Genomic DNA, 18,614 nt, shown 5'->3' with positions numbered 1-18,614 from the left:
AGTGCTGACGCTATATTTTGTTTGTCATTTTACTATTGTGTTTATTGTTCTTATCTTTTGCCAATATGTTGTTAAGAGAGCGTTACTATGATGACCTTTAAAGAATATCAAGCGTTTAAAGACCGTGGCTTTAGCCATGCACCACTGGTAAAAAAACGTTTGATGGATGCACAAACGCCAGTGTCTGTGTTTTCTAAAGTGCGTGACTTGAATGGTTCTGCATATTTATTTGAATCTGTCGTCGGTGGTGAGCGCTGGGCACGATACTCAATGATTGGTCTAGGTAGTGAGCTGATCTTGCAATACGCAGATGGCAATATGACCATCAAAAAAAATGACCATATCGATGTAGAGTCGGTAGATGATCCTTTCGATTATATCCGAAAGCTCATGGCAGAGTATAAAATGCCAACCGCAGACGACATCCCGACCTTACCGAGTTTTAGTGGGGGTTTGGTTGGTTACTTTGGCTATGACATGGTACGTGTCATCGAGCCATCCGTGGGTCTGTCTGATGCCCCAAACCCCATGTCGATGCCAGACATGTGGCTGATGCTATCAATGAGTGTGATCGTTTTTGATACTCTAGAAAACACCTTGTCTATCATTGTCTACGCTGACTGTCATACGGAAGATGGATATGGCACTGCTATCCGTGAGCTCGAAAAAATTGAAGACAAATTGGCAGAAATGCCAAATTTGAGTGCACCAATTATGCCGACACCGGTGTTTACATCGCAGACAGGAGCAGAGAAGTATTGTAGCGATGTCAATAAAATAAAGGACTACATCTCAGCAGGTGACGTGATGCAAGTCGTTCCAGCGCAGCGTCTCACTGCTGATTATCTGGGTGACTCATTGGCAGTATATCGTGCTCTGCGGTTTTTAAACCCCTCTCCTTATCTGTTTTTGGTACATGGTTATACGCTTGACGATCATAAGCGCTTTGACATCATTGGTGCATCACCTGAGATACTATCGCGTATCGAAAATGGCAAAGTGACTGTCAGGCCGCTGGCGGGTACGCGTAAACGAGGTAAAGATGATGCAGAAGATTTGGCACTTGAGCAAGAGCTGCTGACTGACGAGAAAGAAATCGCTGAGCATTTAATGCTCATTGATTTGGGTCGTAATGACATTGGCCGTGTCTGCGAGTATGGCAGCGTCAAAGTGACTGAGAAAATGTTTATTGAGCGTTATTCACAAGTGATGCACATTGCATCCAATGTCGAGGGCACCATATCACCGGATAAAGACGCACTGGACGTATTCTGTGCCACTTTTCCTGCAGGAACGCTATCGGGCGCACCCAAAATTCGCGCTATGCAAATTATCGATGAGCTAGAGCCAGTGCGTCGAACAGTGTTTGGCGGGTCAGTAGGGTATCTTGGTTGGCATGGCAACATGGACACGGCTATCGCTATTCGTACCGCAGTAATGCGCCGTGGTGAGATTCATATTCAGGCAGGAGCAGGGGTGGTCGCTGATTCAGTGCCAGAAGCAGAGTGGGAGGAAACCAATAAAAAAGCGTTGGCCTTGATAAAAGCCGTAGAAATGGCCTGTAATGGTTTGCGTATTCGTTAACGATGCCATATAAAAAACGGTATAAAGCCATCAGTAGAATAAAGATGCGTATTTTTATTTTTGAAAAAATTATTATAATCAATAACTTAAAAATTATTATGAAAATAATGATAAAAAATATGAAAAAGTACTTGCGTCTTTCAAAATATTTGATAGAATAGCCACCACTTTAAGAGAACAAGCCGACTTAGCTCAGTTGGTAGAGCAACTGACTTGTAATCAGTAGGTCGCCAGTTCGATCCCGGCAGTCGGCACCATCTCTCTTAAAGTAGCTTTTTATGAATTTGCCTTAATTGAAAGCCATTTTTGTTCAAAGCAACCTAAGGTGGGGTTGGGGAGCGGTCAAACCCAACAGACTGTAAATCTGTCGCGAAAGCTTCGAAGGTTCGAATCCTTCCCCCACCACCATATTTTGAAGTTTGTCATAGCGCCAAGCATGCTCTATATACTAGAGACTCTCGATTAGAGTCTATTTGGACAAGAGCAATTGCGGGTGTGGTATAATGGTAACACCTTAGCCTTCCAAGCTAATGACGCGGGTTCGATTCCCGCCACCCGCTCCATATATACACCATCGCAAAAGTTATAAATAATTCATCACGACAGCCAGTTCTTTAGTACTGTGTCGTGATATTTTTTTTAGTGCAACTTGTTGGTTGACTAAAATTTGCTCATATAGCTCAGCGGTAGAGCACTCCCTTGGTAAGGGAGAGGTCTCGAGTTCAATTCTCGATATGAGCTCCATTTATTGTTTACATCTTTTGTGCTCGCCATGCTATTGATATAGCCTTGCATCGACGTTGAAATTATAAAATATTGAAATATATAAAGTTAGTGCGATAGGTAATGATTCAAAGGTGACACTGAGGTGTTGCCTTTTAGTGCTGTCAGAATATTAACAACTTATTGATCTGAATGATTTGATATTGATAAGGTGGGAACAAATAAACAAGTATGCAGACGTTTATACATTATTTTTTGCATTTTGGTTTCCCGCTTTTTATCGCAGTTATATTCTTTAAAAAAGAGTGGAAAAAGGCATACTTGATTTTACTCGCGACAATGTTAGTGGATGTAGACCACTTAATAGCGAATCCAGTTTTTCAAGCCAATAGATGCAGCATTAATTTTCATCCGTTACATACTTATTATGCGATGCTTATCTATGTTGTTTTGCTTTTTTTCCGCAAGCCTTTCAATATTATTGGAATTGGATTGCTTTTCCATATGTTGACGGATTTCACAGATTGTTTGATGATGTCAGCCAGGTAATATAGCTGTTCTGCATATCAAGGTAGAATAACGATGATTGGTGTTAAAACAATTTAGATCTTTGTCTATAATACAGCAAAATTGTTTTCGATTATGAGATGTATGACTATTTAAGAGAAGTCAGCGTATAATAACCGATACAAAAGATTGGTTCGAAGCATTGTACTAGCAGTGGTTCGTGCGGTTGATAGCTAGGTTTATGATGATTTGATTCTATTATGAGCCACTAAACAGCTTTTTATTGAACATTCACTAAAAAAAGAGGAATTACCCATGGCAAAGGCCAAGTTTGAACGTAACAAGCCACACGTCAACGTCGGTACCATCGGACACGTTGACCATGGTAAAACAACCCTAACTGCTGCAATCGCAACAGTAGCTGCAAAAACTTCTGGCGGCGAAGCCAAAGACTACGCGTCTATTGACTCAGCACCTGAAGAAAAAGCACGTGGTATCACCATCAACACCTCACACGTAGAGTATGACACTGAAGCACGTCACTATGCTCACGTTGATTGCCCAGGTCACGCCGATTATGTTAAAAACATGATCACCGGTGCAGCCCAGATGGACGGCGCAATCTTAGTTGTATCAGCAACTGACGGCCCAATGCCACAGACCCGTGAGCACATCTTGCTATCACGTCAGGTTGGCGTACCATACATCATCGTATTCATGAACAAATGTGACATGGTAGATGACGAAGAACTACTAGAACTAGTAGAAATGGAAGTTCGTGAATTATTGAACGACTATGACTTCCCAGGTGACGACACCCCAATCATCAAAGGATCAGCCACTGAAGCCCTAAAAGGTTCAGAAGACAAGTATGGTGAGCCAGCAGTAGTAGAACTACTAGGCGTACTAGACACCTACATCCCAGAGCCAGAGCGTGATATCGACAAAGCATTCCTAATGCCAATCGAAGACGTATTCTCAATCTCAGGCCGTGGTACCGTAGTAACTGGTCGTGTTGAATCTGGTATCGTTAAAGTTGGTGACGAGATCGAAATCGTTGGTATCCGTGACACTCAAAAAACCACCTGTACTGGTGTAGAGATGTTCCGTAAACTGCTTGACGAAGGTCGTGCAGGCGAAAACTGTGGCGTACTACTACGTGGTACTAAGCGTGAAGACGTACAACGTGGCCAAGTACTAGCTAAGCCAGGTTCAATCACGCCTCACACCAAGTTTGACGCAGAAGTATACGTACTGTCAAAAGAAGAGGGTGGTCGTCACACACCATTCCTAAACGGCTATCGTCCACAGTTCTACTTCCGTACCACTGACGTAACTGGCGCAATCCAATTACAAGACGGTACTGAAATGGTTATGCCTGGTGATAACGTTGAGATGGGCGTAGAGCTTATCCACCCAATCGCTATGGACAAAGGTCTTCGCTTCGCAATTCGTGAAGGCGGCCGTACTGTAGGCGCTGGTGTTGTTGCTAACGTATTGAACTAATTGTTACGTTTGTCAGAGTGATCTGATAAGGTCAATGACTAGTAAAAAGCCACTCTAGAAATAGGGTGGCTTTTTTTTGGATATGAAAAAGTGACTTCATAATATAGCTAATCTCAAATAAAAAAGTTACAACAATGATGCTGGACTGCCAACGATATATTTTTGTCGTCTCTGTCCGCGAAGGCACAGCAAGCAAGAAAATATGACGTTGGCAGCACTGTATATATTTTATAGTGGATTGACTATAGAAATAATATCTGTCTACATGAACAATGCCTATTTTATATAGAGTCTGTAGTAGACTAAACATGATCAAAATAAAAGGAGAAACTGTGGCTGTCATAGAGAATGTATCAGTACATGCAGTCGACTATCAGCAGACCATTCAAGCAGTAGCTGATATAGAAGCAGTGGTTCAGCCGCATGATGCATGGACGTATCAGATACTGATTACTTTGCTTGAGCAAGACAGTATCGATATGCTGATCGTTTATGAGAAAGAAAAAAAAGAGCGGGTTTTAGACAATAAAGTGGTTGGCTACTGCCTATATCAAGTTGTTTTTGAGCAAGCTGAGATTTTGCGTATTGGCACGCATCCCAATTATCAACGTCAAGGCATTGCGTCACAACTGTTTGACAAGTTAAATCGTGAATTGATGCAACGCCAAGTAGAAAACCTTTTGCTCGAAGTACGGGCGGATAATATTCCAGCGATCGCTTTGTATGAGCAGCAACAGTTTGTAGTGATTCATAGGCGTAAAGGCTACTATCAACTAAAAGATAAAGCGGCTATCGATGCGTTGATCATGCAACGAGTGGATACGTAGAAGTAGCGAGTAGGTACGTGCCAATGCGTTACTCAAAATTAGAAGAAGAGTTGGTCAATGAATCAGTATGATTTTGATCATTGTTCATGTATTTTTTTTTGCACGTTTCAACGTCAATTGTGGAGCCATGATCTGCTTTCATATACTCTAGTACCTCGACACGCTCGCTGAGCAATTCTACCATCACACTGATGTTGGCTTGTTGCTTTCGTACTTGTGCCAATTTTTGCTGAGTAAGCATCAGCTGCAGATCGATATCGAGCTGACCGTCGTAATAATCATTAAGACTGTCTTTGATTTCAGTCAGGGTAAAACCAATAGCCTGTGCGCTTTTGATCAGTTCAATACGTTCCACGCATTCTGGATGGAACTCAGTATATAGACGTGAGCCTGCTTGACGTTTGCGAGATTTTAGTAAGCCTAGTTGATCATAGTGGCGCACAGTATCTTTAGTTGTATTGGCTTTTGTTGCTAAAGCACCAATCAATAAAAAGGAATTGTCAGGGGACATAATACTCTCGTTGGAAGCTATGAGTGGGAATAAGACAGTAGGAACAATTAACTCAATTTACGCTGCCAAGGGGTTGGTGTATCAAGTAATGAGACGGCTAGTGGTATATAAGCGTCTTTTTGCCATTTGACCGAGCCGGCCCTTATTAAAGTATCTAACTGAGTAAGAAACTCAGCTCGAGGTACGGTAGAGGCACCCAAACTCATCAGATGATCATTCGGTAACTGACAGTCAACAAGAGCGACCTGACTTTGTTCGCATAGCCGCATCAACCCCCAAAAAGCCAGCTTGGAGGCGTTGGATGCACAATGGAACATGGACTCGCCAAAATATATGCCGCCAAGCTTTAAGCCATAAAGTCCACCTATAAGCTGTCCTTGATCATTCCATACCTCAATGCTATGGGCAAAGCCTTGCGCATGAAGATTGGTATAGGCTTCAATCATCTCTTCATGGATCCAAGTGTGCTCACCTTCAGGAAGCCCATCACTACGCGGTAAGCTACAGGCACGGATGACATCATCAAATGCCTGATTCAAGGTCAACTGCCAACGTTCGCGTCTTGCTTGTTTGCGTAAAGACTTGCTTGGTTGGTAGTCGGAGGGCACCACCACACATCTTGGTTCAGGACACCACCAAGCGATGGGCTCGTCTTCATTAAACCAAGGAAACAGTCCCTGCGCGTAAGCAGAAATCAGCGTGTCAGATGCCAGATCGCCACCCATGGCAACGAGACCAATCCCTTCAGGATCGATAGAGGTAGGATCAGGGAAGTCATAACGCCCAAGACTTTTTAAGGTCTCAGGCGTGATGTTTTGATCGTTTGGTAGAGTGAGATTGCCCATTTAGGATTCTTGATCAGCGGTCAATGTTGATGCATAGGTGTGGTCAGTTGCCATCGTTTCACCAATAGCGTCCAAGTACTTCTCAGCATCCAGCGCTGCCATACAACCTGTGCCCGCAGAGGTAATGGCTTGACGATACACATGGTCTGCAACATCGCCTGCAGCAAACACACCTTCAATACTGGTTTGCGTGGCGTTACCATTTAGGCCACTTTTGACTACAAGATAGCCGTCTTTCATATCGAGCTGATCTTTAAATAAATCTGTATTAGGCTTATGACCAATCGCCACAAACATACCCATGGTATCTAGCTGTTTGGTGCTGCCATCAATCATAGACTCGATGATGACACCATTCACGCCCATATCATCACCAACGACTTCTTTGACTTGATGATTCCACTCGATTTTGATATTGCCATTTTTGGCTTTTTCAAATAATTTGTCTTGTAGAATTTTTTCAGAACGTAAGCTATCACGGCGATGCACGAGCGTCACTTCAGACGCGATATTAGACAGGTATAAAGCCTCTTCTACAGCAGTGTTACCACCGCCAATCACAGCGACTTTTTGATCTTTATAGAAAAAACCGTCGCAAGTGGCACAAGCTGATACACCCAAACCTCTAAACTTGGTTTCTGACTCTATGCCCAAGTATTGAGCAGACGCGCCTGTTGAGATAATCAAAGCATCACAAGTGTAAGTGCCATTATTACCGACCAACTGAAAAGGACGTACGTTTAGGTCGACTTCATTAACATGATCATAGACCAACTCAGTACCAAAACGCTCGGCATGAGCTTTCATGCGCTCCATTAATGCAGGGCCCGTTAAATCATGAGCATCACCTGGCCAGTTATCGACTTCTGTAGTGGTGGTTAATTGTCCACCCACTTCTAAGCCTGTGACCATCACAGGTTTGAGGTTGGCACGTGCTGCATAGACTGCAGCGGCGTAACCAGCAGGGCCTGACCCTAGAATAATAAGCTTTTCGTGACGTGGAGCAGTATTGTCAGTTGCCATGAGTTTGTTCCTTGCTAAATATACGAATTAAAATAAGAATGATAAATGTTATAAAAAATTTCAAAAAATGAGACTGTTTTGGTTTGTTTAATTGCAATGTGATAATAACATAAGGGCATAGACCCAAAAGTGCAAGTTTGCTAAAACAAACACAGGCATCACTATAATCAAAGCATGGTTGCCTTGACGTTTGGTTTTAATAAATAATGGTTATTTTATAGAGTTTACGCAAAATTGTTAGCGTTATCCTATCAGCTGTTTGTACTAATTGTACGGTTTTATGCATAAATCGCAGATTGACTGACTTTCTTGCCTGCTTTCTTTAGAAGACTGTCGCCACCATACCTATCTATTTGTTATTATAAGAAGTTATGCCAAGTACAGTTAGAGTAAAAAGACCATCGTTATTCACCATTTTCGGGATCGATAATGGCTCTTAACCCTGTTGCTAGGTATATTTATGTCAGCACTTTATGTCAGCATGATTAAGCTTAGTCATGCGGCGACCATTTAGTATTAATAACAAGGCAGATCTTACGTGATATCAGCACCGCTTATTGAGTATTTGAAAAAAGGAATATTTACCCTCCTTGGGTTAATACTGGCCGTTTATCTGTTCGTCATTTTGATGACGTATACGGGTAACGATCCGAGTTGGTCACACATCAGTAGTGATATGACCACAATCAATAATATGGGCGGTGAGACAGGTGCGTGGTTGTCCGACTTGCTCTACAGCTTCTTTGGTTTTGGTGCATGGTGGCTGCTGGCATTTTTGATTTATGAGTCTATCCTTATTTGGTGGGACAATAAGCCTACGTTTTGGCTGATGCGTTTGGTCGCTTATGTTTTCTTATTATTAAGTGCCAGTGCCTTGTTTGCCCAGCTCGTAGCTTTGGTGCAACAATTCACCAATCCTACAGCGACAGCACTTGAAGGAGTGGCGGGTGGCATCATTGGTCTTGAGTTGCAGGTGCGTTTAGCACAGCTCTTAACGCAGTGGGGGAGTGTGGTTTTCTTGATGGTGTTTGTCGTTCTCACCGCGACCTTTGCCTTTAACATTCATTGGATGACGATTTATCAGAAAATCACCGCCCTGTCTTGGTTTGGTTCAGGTGTGAAAAAAGAAAACACACAAGAGACCGTAGCAGTCACTCAAAACAGAGAAGTATTAAACACGAAGGGCAAAGTCACCACAGGGGCGAATCCAGATCAAGAAGCGCCAGCTTATGAGCAGTTGCCCTTGGCCTTGCAATCTTCTGAGCAGGCGACCGATAAAAGCGGTCGATTTAGCAACGTCTTATCAGACTTTTTGGTGAAGTCTGGGCTTTCTGATAGTGTCAGAGCCTCTATGGCCGCAGCGACACAGGCCACAACAGCAACCCAGACTGCCTTATCTGGTCATGAAAAAAGTGAGTCTGTAGAAGCCAAATCACTCACAAGTGGTACGACTGAGAATATAGATAATCAAACACATTCATCACCAAGTCCAAACCCTGTCATAGCGCCTGTCCGTAAAGTTGAACCAAGCTTTGCATGGAATGATGCCAATACGGTCGATGATTTGTTGGCGAGTGAGCAGATGGCCTATAGTGCCAATAGCATGAGTCATTCTGATACTGCTGCTCTGACTTCTGATGATATGAGCCCTGAGCCTATAAAAAGTGAATCGTTAAAAAATGAATCCGTCAAAAACGAGCCAACAAATTTGGAAGTGATAGCGGAATCTACGCCAGCATCTACCTCTACGATAGAGGCAGAGCCGTCTGTAGAACCAATCACTGCGAGACCCAAAACAAGGATCATTCAGCCTTCTGTCAAGGAGCAACTGTATAACGAAACAGCCAGTACTGACGCTGTATTATCAACATCAGAAGACACTAAAATAGCTGTTGATACTTTAGCAGATGCATGGCTAGCAGAGCATGCTGATGTTTTAGAACCTGCTATGGAAACGGAAACCGTTCAGCCCAATGAGCCTTTGTCTAGCAGCCAGGCTGAGTTATCAAACAGTGATACGTCAACCGAGGTGGCGGCATTAGCAGTTGCTTCGCCAGCATTAGACAGCGTAGCCGCGGTGTCAGAAGCGATAGATATGACACCAACCAATACACCGCCTACCAATCCAACAGTAGCGCCAACGGTAGACACGATTGATGTTGCTAATGCTGCGAAAAACACGCAGCTAGTCAAACCGACGATGAGTTTTGCCGTACCAGAAGGGGATAGCAGCAACCATATCACTGATATGATGCCAGAAGATGAAGACACTGATATACCAGTCATGCCGCATATTAGCGATGATGATGCCTTTAGTCGAAAGTCACGCTCGATGCAGACGGCGCAATATCGCAGCAGTTTGACGCCTATTCCAGAGATGTCTATTCTTGATAAGCCAGATCCAGATCGTAAGCCTAGCTATACCATAGCTGAGCTTGAGCAGCTCTCTGAGCTGTTAGAGATCAAGTTGCAAGAGTTTAATGTAAAAGCGTCGGTGGTTAATGCCATCCCAGGTCCAGTAGTGACGCGCTTTGAAGTTGAGCTGGCTCCGGGTATTAAAGCCAGCAAGGTTACGGGTATTTCACGTGACTTGGCGCGTTCATTATCGATGGCATCTTTGCGTGTGGTTGAGGTGATTCCTGGCAAGCCTTATATTGGTATCGAAGTACCTAACAAACAGCGTGAAATGGTGCGTTTGATTGAGCTACTCAATACCGAGAAGTTCAAAGACCCCAAAGCGCAAATCAGTATGGCGATGGGTAAAGACATTGGTGGCAATCCAATTATTACCGATCTTGCCCGTGCACCGCACATGTTGGTTGCTGGTACGACCGGTTCTGGTAAATCGGTATTGGTCAACTCCATGTTGTTGTCGATGCTACTCAAATACACGCCCAATGAGCTGCGTCTTATCTTGATTGATCCAAAGCAGTTAGAGCTTGCTAACTACAATGATATCCCGCATCTACTGACACCAGTCGTCACTGATATGACCGAGGCGGCCAGTAGTCTCTCATGGTGCGTGGCGGAGATGGAGCGCCGTTACCAGTTGATGAGTCTGCTCAAGGTTCGTAAGCTCAATGAGTTTAATAAAAAAGTCATCGCAGCGGAAAAAGCGGGCAATCCTATGCTTGATCCTTTGTGGCGGCCTAATGATAGTGTCAGCATCAGCCAAGCACCAAAGCTCAAAACCTTGCCTATGATTGTCATTGTCGCGGATGAGTTTGCTGACATGATTATGCAGGTCGGTAAACAGGCAGAAGAATTGATTACACGCTTAGCGCAGAAATCCCGAGCAGCGGGTATTCATTTGATGCTTGCCACTCAGCGCCCATCGGTAGATGTGATCACTGGTTTGATCAAAGCCAATATTCCCGTACGTGCTGCCTTACGTGTCAACTCAAAGGTCGACTCACGGACGATTTTGGACAGTGGCGGCGCTGAGGACATGCTGGGCAATGGTGATATGCTCTTCCTAGGCCCTGGCCAAATTGAACCAGATCGTGTACACGGCGCTTATGTCAGCGACGAAGAGGTCAACCGTGTCTGTGATGCGTGGCGTGAGCGCGGCGCACCGGACTATATTGACAATATGGCTGGCAACTTTGAATTATCTAGCCTAGGTGGTAATGGTGGTGGTAGCGCAAACAATGCTTCTGGCGAAGATGATGGACTGTATAACGATGCGGTGGCATTTATTATGGAAACGCGTAAAGTCTCTGCTTCGAGTATCCAGCGTAAATTTAGTATTGGCTATAACCGTGCAGCGCGTATTGTGGACTCTATGGAGGAAGCCGGATTGGTCAGCTCAATGGGTAAAAGCGGCAAGCGTGAACTGCTGATGTAGCGTTTGGGCTTCAGTAGATATAGCCAATCCATTTTAAAAATGGCTCAGATCTACTGGGATGAATTTTTCGAAGCATCTGTCACGCTTGCGAACGGCCAGCGAGAAAAATTGATACCAGTAGAGCGTTACGATCTTATGTACTACTTTTACTTTGGATTGACTATACAGTCGATTCCAAATAAAACAGAACCCTTATATTGCAACGCGGAACTGGTATCACCTTTATACTGAAACTCACTATAGCAAAAAGACGAGTCACAAAAGTGGCTCGTTTTTTTATGAAATGAGCTTAATCATATTTTCACAAATGGAGAATCTAAAAGGAATTTCTATGATCAGTCATGCTTTGATTTATCAAAACTGGGTTTATTTACAAAACTATGAGCTTAATCCAATCTCCAAATGACCAATCAGTTTGTTTATCGACTATAAGGTGCCATTTTTTATACTAAACTGAGAGTGGTTATAAGATAAGTGGGCAACAATTTTAGTTAATCTCATTTTAATTACTCTCTAAGGACGGTCAGTTATGTTTAAAGAATACACTCAGTATGATGGGTTAGCCTTAGCGGCATTGGTCAACTCAGGTGAGGTCAGTACAAAGGAGTTGTTGGACGCGGCCGTTTATCAGGCCAATAAACTCAATCCTAAACTGAATGCCATTATTCACCGTTTTGATGAGCGCGCTTACAATGCCGCGCAAGCAGGATTGCCAAAAGGTGTGTTTACTGGCGTGCCTTATCTGCTAAAAGATTTGTCATTTAGCTTCGCTGATGAACCGATTACGATGGGCAGTCGCAGCGTCAATATCCTCTCAGAAAACGACAGCGAAATCGTCAAACGGATGAAAGCCACGGGCGTTAATACCTTTGGTAAGACCAATACGCCCGAGTTTGGTTTGATTATCACCACTGAGCCAAAGGCGCATGGTGCTACTCATAACCCTTCTAAGAAAGGCTATAGCGCTGGTGGATCATCGGGCGGCAGTGCAGCAGCAGTCGCAAGCGGTATTGTACCGATGGCGGGCGCTGGTGACGGTGGTGGTTCGATACGTTTTCCAGCTGCTTGGTGCGGTGTGTTTGGACTCAAACCCAGTCGTGGGCGTAACCCAATGGGACCGAGATATGGTGAAGGGTGGGAAGGCGCAGTTGCTGATCACGTGATTACACGTTCGGTACGTGACAGCGCCGCGATGCTCGACGCTACGAATGGCGCAGAGATCGGTGCACCTTACGTGATTGCCCCGCCAGATGGGACGTTTTTGCAGGCAGCAATGCGTGCGCCAAGGCCATTAAAAATCGCTTTGCAACAGCAGCCATTGATTGTCAATACCGTAGTGAACAAAGAAGTGCTCGCCGTACTTGAGAAAACGGCCAAGCAACTAGAGTCTATGGGTCATCAGGTAATACCTTGTGAGCCAAAGATCAATATAGAGCAGTTTTGGCATGACTTTATCGTCGTGGTCTGTGCGCATACTGCCTTTACGATTGATAATATCGAGCGGGAATTTGGGGCTGCTCATATCAAAAACCTAGAGCCGCAAACCTACAATATGGCGCTGCTAGGACGTTCGCTATCAGCAGCTGATTTGGTTCATGCCAAGCACGGTTGGCACCACAGTCAGTATCAAACGGGCCTGTTATTGGACACTTATGACATGATTTTATCCCCGACAGTACCCACGCCTGCTGTCAAACATGGCGTGCTGCCACCAAGTCGTATGGATGAGATGATGATGCGTAGTGCAGGCTGGCTCAACAAGGGTATAAATGTGGGAAAACATGCCTTTCGCTCAGGGATGATTGAAAAGCTGAGTCAACCAGTACTGAGCAAAATGGCGTTTACAATATTGGGTAATGTCACAGGATTACCAGCAATGTCATTACCAGTAGGTATGAGTAAAAAAGGTTTGCCAATTGGTATGCAGCTCATTGGGCGTATGAATGATGAAGCGACGCTATTGAGTCTGGCAGGTGAGATGGAACGTGCTGGTTTATTTACCGAACCTGCCTTTAAGAAGTAGATTTGTACGCTTTGATTAAATAGCTGTTATTTAATAGCTATTACTTAATCAAAGCGATAAATATCCATCCCCAAACTATGATGTGCCATACTTTGATGCACAACAGAGACACGTTGACCCGCACCTAAAGCAAAAAACAGTGGTAGCAAATGCTCATCACTTGGGTGAACGTGCTTATAGTTGGGGTACTGCTGCCAATCTAGCGCAGTAGGAATATCTGTCTTAATGTGCTGTAGTAGCCAATCCTTAAAGCCTTTTGCCGCCTCATCAATGCTGTCTGCTTGCCAACGCAAGGCTTGCAAGTTATGCGTGATGCTCCCTGAACCGATGATAAGTATTTGTTCTTCACGCAGACGTGCAAGCTGAGCACCCAGCTGATAGCAAGCAACACTGTCGTAGTGCTGTGGTAAAGATATCTGTACGATTGGTATGTCTGCTTGTGGATACAGATGGGTGAGCGGGGCCCAAACACCATGGTCACAAGCACGCATCGGATTGATGCTGCACCTAATACCGCGCGCAGTAAGCTGATGCGCGAGCGATTCAGCAAGCGCTGGCTGACCAGCAGCAGGATACTGTAGCTCATATAGCTCAGGCGCAAAGCCTGAAAAATCATGCCACGTTTTCGGTTGAGGGTTGCTACTGATCTCAAGCTTGGCTGACTGCCAATGTGCCGACATAATAACGATGGCACGTGGCTTGGGTAAGTTTTGCCCGATACGTGCCAATGCACTGGTTGTGGCAGATTGTTCAATCGCAAGCGTGGGTGCGCCATGCGAGATAAACAAGGCTGGCAGTTTAGCCAAGTTAGCTGCCTTAGAGACTATAGCAGACGTGTCTTCCCAAGCATCGGCAGACGTGATGGGCTGCAACGTGTGACCATGATGATCGCCATGTTGTGAAGTGGAATGAGAGGCGTTAGGTATTGCGCGTTTTGGATATTTCATGTTCCAGTTATTAGGGCGCACGCCAGTTTTTCAATCTGTTTTGTCATGGTTATTTTCAGATAATTTATCGCGAACGGTACTTTGCCTAATTACCGCGATGATAAGGATGGTTGTTATTGATACTCATCGCTCGATACAACTGCTCCATCAAGACAACTCGTACGAGGGGATGTGGCAATGTCAGCGCAGATAACGACCATTTCACGTCAGCTTTTGCCAGTACTTCAGGCGAGACACCATCTGCACCGCCAATGACCAAAGCAATGTCATCCCCTTGTTGCATCGCATCTGATAGTTTATCCGCCAAGCCTTCTGTCGAAAGCATTTTACCTTTGACGTCCAATACCCATAATTGTTCGCGCCCAGTGGCATTATGAGCTGCCAAAATGGCTTGACCCTCTTGTTCACGATACTGTGCTAAATTGGCATCTGAGGGGTTTTTTGCTCGCTTGGCGGCCGCGATTTCGATGATGTCTGTACTGAGCATGGGTTGAATACGTTTATGGTATTCATCAAAACCTGTTTGCACCCAGTTAGGCATTTTATTGCCAACGCTCAAAATTCTTATTTTCATAGTCCATACCACGTCAATAATTAAATAAATATCACAAGGCTTTTTACAATTGGTTGCGGCCAATACATTTTCTTTTTTGATCTATTATTACATCAAAGGTGAAATCGTTTCTGAGACAGTCTGTTCTGTCATTTGGTGGTGAGGGTCACTCGGGCTTGGCTTTGGAATAATGGTAAGCTTTGCATCCGATTCAAATACAATGGCTTCAACTTCATCGAAGCTATTTATTCCATCAGAGCGCATTGCACATTCTATCTCCTGCCGGGTCAATCGTTCATCACGCATAGCATCTGGTAAAAACTGCCCTTGATAAAAAACAATGCGCGGCTCGGACAAAATAAAACTGCTAAACTGCGGTGAAATAGAGGCATATTTGGTGACCAAAAACTGCAATAGATAGAGCACCAAAATAGAAGAGGCTCCTTCAATAAAAGGAATATCTTTGAGCAAAATGGTACTGGCACCTAATGAGCCAATCATGACGGTCACAACCCAATCAAAATTATTGAGTTGAGAGGTAGAACGTTTTCCTGAAACTTTCGTCACTAGCACGATTAAGACGTAAATCATGGTGGTCGTCAGTACGATGCGCCCAAGTTTGTCTATATTGTCAAAAAAAAGCATGTCCATTAAGCGCGCTCCTATGGTAAGAATAAAACCGTGTGCCGCTAAGCATCGATTCATAAAAGAAAGTAACTGATGAAGCTCACCAATTGATACTGTTAGCCTAACGAATTCTAAGCCTCAAAAGGAAAAAATTTGTAGTCAGTCATTGTGGTTTTATAAGGTTCAAGTCGCGCGTTATTAAACTCATATGGTCTTACGTTTGGGATCAAGCAAACGATTCATTACCCAAATACTGATGCGAGCGCTGACCAATGTCATTACCAATATCAGCATCAGTGAGGACAGCAGCGGTAGGGGCTGTTGTGTGGTCATCTCAAACAATACTTCGCGGCTCACTGCGTCAAACAACCAAAACCAAATCCCCAAGAAGTAAATCACCGTCAGTACCCAAACAACTGCTATTCCTCCAAATACTAAGCGATTACTCTCACTTCTATTCAAAGCGCGTTGCTGCTGTTTGGTAAACTTATGCACCGCAATATAAGCGCCAACAATGATAGAGATTACTGTGACCAATGTTGAGTTCAGCGCCACTTTGGTTTGGATCATCATAAATACTGCGCTGGCAAGCACATAACCAATCGCGAAAAACCCAATATATCGAGCCAGTTTAGGTCGTGCCAATTGATGAGTGTTGAGCGATCCATTGTGCCCTAAATGCGAGGTGGATTTGTTGAGCGTGGTAGTCTTGCGTGACATAAGCGGACCTTTATCAAGGTAAAAACAAGAAAATATAAGTAATATAGTGAGTCAATAAAATAGCGAGGCACTAATGGTAAAATAAAAATGCGCAAAGACCACTTTAGAGACGGTCTCACACCTTTGCGCATGCTTTCTAAGATTTGCGCCTTTGCTGTTTAGATTAATGCTGCGCCGTCCAATCAAGTGCCACATCCAATACCGTTCGAGCATTATAGGCATTTAGTGCTTGCTCGCTGTTGATCAGTCCTACAATGACATAATCCTGTCCTGATAGGCCTTTGACGTATCCTGCCATCGACGTCACGTTGTTCAATGTGCCTGTTTTTATCCATGCGCGGCCAATAGCTTTCGAATCAGGCAATCTATCACTATGCGCCACGATGGTGCCACTCACACCAGCCACGCCTAAAGAGTTAACGTAACTATCGAAGTTTGGACGATCATATGCATACGCCAGTAGCTCGCTTAAATTAGCGGCAGTAATCGTACACTCGCGGCAGAGTCCTGAACCGTTGGTTAAATACGGTGGGGGTGTTTCTAGATTGCTCTGCCACCATTGATTGATCGTCTGTAACGCGGTCGAATAGTCCGTCGTTGGGTTGCTAAACTGATATAAACTGGTGTCATATAAGCTGCTATTTTTCACAGTTTTGTTTTTCAAACGGTCGCTTTTATCGTCAAGAGAACTACTGATTGTCCCTTGCTCATTCGCATTTTTATTATTTTTCGCTTTATCCGTTTTATTTGTAGCTACTTTAGCATTATTGTCATGATGATAGGCGCCTATCGATAGTGCCACTTGTTCAGCCATGACATTATTTGAAAAATGGTTGATGTCATAAATTTGCTGGGCCAGATTTAATGACGCGTAGCTTACAATAGGTAGCGGCGATATCGGCCACGCGGCTAGTCCCTTTACGGGTGTTGATTTTTTGCTTGCATCATAAGGCGTTTCTTGTGAGATGACGTCGCCACTCAGCGTATTGCCCAGTGCCTGCCATTTTGCCGCAATGACACGTGCCGCAAACTCTTTGGCATCGGGATAAGCAATATAAAAGGCGTGTTCTTGGCAGCTGTTTGGCAAAGAAGCATTGAGTGCCAATCGATTGGGTTGCCACTGCGGCGCAAGGCTATAACGCGCTTGACCACAAGCCGCTGAGCGTGTGTCTATGGTGCTTGGCATTTGATAGTTTGCTAATTGCGGCGTATACACCAAAGCCGCTTCGCCATTGTCTGCCGGATAGCTCTTGATACCGATGGTGCTAAAGTTGACCAAAAAACCATCAGGGCTGGCATTATAAGGTCGCAGTGGATCATTATCAAAGGCAGCTGGGTCTTTGGTCACATTATGAAAAATGGCACTATCGACAATCATGTCACCATCGATATGGCGAATGCCTGCTGCCTGCACTTGATACAATAACTGTTGCAAACGCTCATGAGTCATTTTTGGATCGCCACTTCCTTGAATAATCAAGTCGCCATATAACCGATCATTGACAATCACACCCGTATGATAAACACGCGTGTGCCAAACAAAATCAGCACCAAGTGTATCCAAAGCGATAAAGCTAGGCACAAGTTTCATAGTGCTGGCAGGGGTACGGGCGATATCAGGTTGATAACTCAATAAAGGAGAAAACGAGATGTTGATAGACGATGTCGCTATTTTATCCCGATTATTTTTTGAATCATGACTGTTATCATTGGGAGTTGTTTGATTGCTGTTTGAGAGATGACTATGAGAGGAATAGCTATCGGATAATGGGGTAGGAATACTCTCTAGGCTTTGATAAATGTAGGGGTCATCGGTATAAGCATGTATTTTTTGCTCATACTTCTTAATTGTGCGTTTCTCAATAGTCGTCAGAGCACTGTGATACTCAGTTGATTTTTGGATACTCGTCTTACCCTTATCAATAGGATTTTGAGTGCTTTTTGGACTGTCAGGAGTAATAGCAGCTTCTGCGCCTGTCGCGCTTACACTATCGACGACCTGAATGGGAGACGGCAGATGACTGGCATTTTTATCACCGACTGGCACGATGACAATGCTCATATCAGAAGCGGACAAATCTGCACGTGCCAAAGCCGCTTGTATGGCCTCAGGTAGCGCTGCTTGTGCAAATACTGGCGTTGCAGTGGCTAAAAGCGCAAGTAAAGACAAGCGTTTGCCTGCTTGCAAAAAAGGACTCAAACGTTTGTTAAAAAACTTTGGTTTGTTATCAGTATTATAATCGATGTTAGTATCAGTATTGGTATTATGATGAGGGGTGCGGCAGCGTTGAGAGTTAAGTAACATGAGCATCTATCGTTAGGTGAAAAAACAGCCTATGGTAACATGAGTTATCGTTTTCGCGTAGATGTA

The 18,614-nt window shown here is 44.1% G+C and carries 14 protein-coding genes and 4 tRNA genes; 10 read left to right on the top strand and 8 right to left on the bottom strand.

All coding sequences use genetic code 11. From position 1 onward, the window contains the following. Positions 1 to 87: 87 nt before the first annotated feature. From trpE to rimI, 8 genes are all read left to right on the top strand, one after another. Positions 88 to 1,584 (top strand): anthranilate synthase component I, encoded by a 1,497-nt coding sequence (gene trpE, locus CIK80_RS04835; RefSeq protein ID WP_095569048.1) that lies wholly within the window; start codon positions 88 to 90, stop codon positions 1,582 to 1,584. Positions 1,585 to 1,765: 181 nt separating this feature from the next. Continuing rightward, positions 1,766 to 1,841, top strand: a tRNA-Thr gene (locus tag CIK80_RS04830). Positions 1,842 to 1,908: 67 nt separating this feature from the next. Further along, positions 1,909 to 1,992 (top strand) — tRNA-Tyr (locus CIK80_RS04825). A gap of 81 nt (positions 1,993 to 2,073) precedes the next feature. Next, positions 2,074 to 2,147: transfer RNA gene (locus CIK80_RS04820), tRNA-Gly, on the top strand. 106 nt (positions 2,148 to 2,253) lie between these two features. Next, positions 2,254 to 2,328: transfer RNA gene (locus tag CIK80_RS04815), tRNA-Thr, on the top strand. A 210-nt stretch (positions 2,329 to 2,538) separates the two neighbouring features. After that, positions 2,539 to 2,856 (top strand): DUF6122 family protein, encoded by a 318-nt coding sequence (locus tag CIK80_RS15475; protein ID WP_095569047.1) that lies wholly within the window; start codon positions 2,539 to 2,541, stop codon positions 2,854 to 2,856. Between the two features lie 273 nt (positions 2,857 to 3,129). Further along, complete coding sequence (gene tuf / locus CIK80_RS04805) at positions 3,130 to 4,320, top strand: elongation factor Tu (protein WP_062843867.1); 1,191 nt, start codon at positions 3,130 to 3,132, stop codon at positions 4,318 to 4,320. A gap of 332 nt (positions 4,321 to 4,652) precedes the next feature. Then, positions 4,653 to 5,147 carry a ribosomal protein S18-alanine N-acetyltransferase gene (rimI, locus tag CIK80_RS04800; RefSeq protein ID WP_095569046.1) on the top strand — a complete coding sequence of 165 codons (495 nt, stop codon included), beginning with the start codon at positions 4,653 to 4,655 and terminating at the stop codon, positions 5,145 to 5,147. 28 nt (positions 5,148 to 5,175) lie between these two features. Here rimI and CIK80_RS04795 read toward each other — a convergent pair whose 3' ends face one another. The 3 genes from CIK80_RS04795 to trxB are packed head-to-tail and all read right to left on the bottom strand — an operon-like array spanning position 5,176 to position 7,526. Continuing rightward, the gene (locus tag CIK80_RS04795; RefSeq protein ID WP_095569045.1) at positions 5,176 to 5,658 is read right to left on the bottom strand and encodes a MerR family transcriptional regulator; all 483 of its coding nucleotides are present in this window, start codon (positions 5,656 to 5,658) and stop codon (positions 5,176 to 5,178) included. A 47-nt stretch (positions 5,659 to 5,705) separates the two neighbouring features. Then, positions 5,706 to 6,503 carry a leucyl/phenylalanyl-tRNA--protein transferase gene (gene aat, locus CIK80_RS04790; protein ID WP_095569044.1) on the bottom strand — a complete coding sequence of 266 codons (798 nt, stop codon included), beginning with the start codon at positions 6,501 to 6,503 and terminating at the stop codon, positions 5,706 to 5,708. Further along, positions 6,504 to 7,526, bottom strand: coding sequence for a thioredoxin-disulfide reductase (gene trxB, locus CIK80_RS04785; protein ID WP_095569043.1), 1,023 nt, complete (start codon positions 7,524 to 7,526; stop codon positions 6,504 to 6,506). A gap of 538 nt (positions 7,527 to 8,064) precedes the next feature. Between trxB and CIK80_RS04780 the strand changes: the two genes are divergently transcribed. Then, positions 8,065 to 11,373: a DNA translocase FtsK 4TM domain-containing protein gene (locus CIK80_RS04780; RefSeq protein WP_095569042.1), complete on the top strand. Its 3,309-nt coding sequence runs from the start codon at positions 8,065 to 8,067 to the stop codon at positions 11,371 to 11,373. A gap of 529 nt (positions 11,374 to 11,902) precedes the next feature. Then, on the top strand, positions 11,903 to 13,396 hold the full coding sequence (locus CIK80_RS04775) for an amidase (protein ID WP_095569041.1): 1,494 nt from the start codon (positions 11,903 to 11,905) through the stop codon (positions 13,394 to 13,396). Positions 13,397 to 13,440: 44 nt separating this feature from the next. On the opposite strand, the gene CIK80_RS04770 is transcribed toward CIK80_RS04775, so the two are convergent. The 5 genes from CIK80_RS04770 to dacB form a co-directional block, all read right to left on the bottom strand. Next, on the bottom strand, positions 13,441 to 14,343 hold the full coding sequence (locus CIK80_RS04770; protein WP_095569040.1) for a class III extradiol ring-cleavage dioxygenase: 903 nt from the start codon (positions 14,341 to 14,343) through the stop codon (positions 13,441 to 13,443). Between the two features lie 85 nt (positions 14,344 to 14,428). Then, positions 14,429 to 14,917 (bottom strand): 23S rRNA (pseudouridine(1915)-N(3))-methyltransferase RlmH, encoded by a 489-nt coding sequence (rlmH, locus tag CIK80_RS04765; protein ID WP_095569528.1) that lies wholly within the window; start codon positions 14,915 to 14,917, stop codon positions 14,429 to 14,431. An 87-nt stretch (positions 14,918 to 15,004) separates the two neighbouring features. Next, positions 15,005 to 15,547, bottom strand: coding sequence for a YetF domain-containing protein (locus tag CIK80_RS04760; protein ID WP_095569039.1), 543 nt, complete (start codon positions 15,545 to 15,547; stop codon positions 15,005 to 15,007). A gap of 180 nt (positions 15,548 to 15,727) precedes the next feature. Further along, a complete protein-coding gene (locus CIK80_RS04755; RefSeq protein WP_095569038.1) occupies positions 15,728 to 16,243 on the bottom strand; it encodes an ABZJ_00895 family protein in 516 nt (171 codons plus the stop codon). A gap of 163 nt (positions 16,244 to 16,406) precedes the next feature. Next, positions 16,407 to 18,548, bottom strand: a complete 2,142-nt coding sequence (gene dacB, locus CIK80_RS04750; RefSeq protein WP_257011683.1) for a D-alanyl-D-alanine carboxypeptidase/D-alanyl-D-alanine-endopeptidase — start codon at positions 18,546 to 18,548, stop codon at positions 16,407 to 16,409. Positions 18,549 to 18,614 lie beyond the last annotated feature (66 nt).

The organism is Psychrobacter sp. JB193 (genome assembly GCF_002285555.1).
In the GTDB taxonomy this organism is placed as follows: domain Bacteria; phylum Pseudomonadota; class Gammaproteobacteria; order Pseudomonadales; family Moraxellaceae; genus Psychrobacter; species Psychrobacter alimentarius.
Note: the sequence above shows the minus strand (reverse complement) of the source record. Positions and strands in the feature narration are given on the sequence as shown.